Origin of the sequence: Robertmurraya mesotrionivorans (genome assembly GCF_050971805.1) — a bacterium.
In the GTDB taxonomy this organism is placed as follows: Bacteria; Bacillota; Bacilli; order Bacillales; family Cytobacillaceae; genus Robertmurraya_A.
On sequence record NZ_JBPCCH010000047.1, the window covers coordinates 1 to 1,441 of the forward strand.

The 1,441-nt window shown below is 35.5% G+C and carries 1 protein-coding gene; it reads right to left on the reverse strand.

Going from position 1 to position 1,441, the window contains the following annotated elements; genetic code table 11:
• Positions 1-35: 35 nt before the first annotated feature.
• A protein-coding gene (locus tag ACRX5O_RS25135; protein WP_433908437.1) for an IS3 family transposase occupies positions 36-1,384 on the reverse strand; the annotation gives its coding sequence in 2 pieces (ribosomal slippage) (positions 36-940 and positions 940-1,384; 1,350 coding nt in all).
• Positions 1,385-1,441: the final 57 nt, after the last annotated feature.

Here is a 1,441-nt window from a genome sequence, read left to right on the forward strand (position 1 = left end):
TGAAGTGACCCCATAAAGTTAGACATTTTATTTCATCAGGCAGCTCTTAAGGTCTGAGTCCGGTATTGTACCGGACTCAGACCTTTTAATTTGGACTTAATCCTTTTGTGATTGTAGTAATCAATATATTCTTCTAACTCAAGCTTAAAATGTTCTACACTTTCAAACTCTTGAGTATATAAAAATTCAGATTTTAGGATGCCGAAAAAGTTCTCTATTACTGCGTTATCGTAACAGTTTCCCTTACGTGACATACTTTGTGTAATCTCATTTTCTTTTAAAGCTTGTTGATATTGGGGCATCTGATAATGCCAGCCTTGGTCTGAGTGGATTAGTAATTTGTGTCCATCTGACAGTCTTTCAAATGCCTTTTTCAACATCTTTGATACAAGGGTATATCTTGGTTTTGATTCGATAGTATAGGCTATAATTTCTCCATTAAATAAATCTAACATCGGTGACAAGTACAGCTTTTCACCAAACAATTTAAACTCAGTAATATCTGTAACCCATTTTTCATTCGGGCTTTCAGCCTTGAAGTTACGGTCAAGTATATTGGGTGCTGTCTTACCAACCTTCCCTTTATAAGAACGATATTTCTTCATTCGAACAATACTTTTTAACCCTAACTCTTTCATGAGGCGTTGGACCTTTTTGTGATTAACGTTATGTCCTTGGTTCTTTAGCTCATCTTTAATACGACGATAACCATATCGCCCTTTGTGATCATGATAGATTGCTTGAATCATGGTTTTTAATTCTGTATCTTTATCTAGTCGACTAAATAGTTTCACGCAATAATAGTATGTACTACGTGGAATATCTGCTAATTTAAGTAAACCTTTTAATGGAAATTCATTCCTTAGTTCATACACTACTTTCGCTTTGTCTTGCTTTGTAATGCTTCCTTCTTCTGAACTAAGGCATTCAACTTTTTTAAGTATGCATTCTCCATACGTAAACGTTCTATTTCTTCTTGTAGTGCTTCTACAGATCCTTCAACAGGTATAGCTTTCTTTGTTTTCTTTTTCATAGGTAAACGCCCCTTTTTTTTGGATTGAAGGGCGTCCATTCCTTCTGACTCGAATTGCATTCTCCATTTACGGATTAAACTAGGAGAAGAAATCCTAAAAATAGCCGCTGTTTCATTTGGTGACGTCCCATTATCATTCATATAGTTAAGTACGTCTAGTTTAAACTGCGCGGAGTAACTTGTATAGGATTTAGTAAATGCTTCAGCACCGTTTTGTTCATATTGCCTAACCCAGTTCATAACTTCACTTTTATTTGCCCCTATTGATTCTCCAATGTAGGCATGACTACCTTGTCCCTCTAGATAGCGTTTAACAGCTAACAATTTATCTTCTGATGTAAATTTAGTCATATAAAAAACTGCACCCCTCATTGTTAGATTAGTGTCTAACAATTGGGGTGCAGTTCA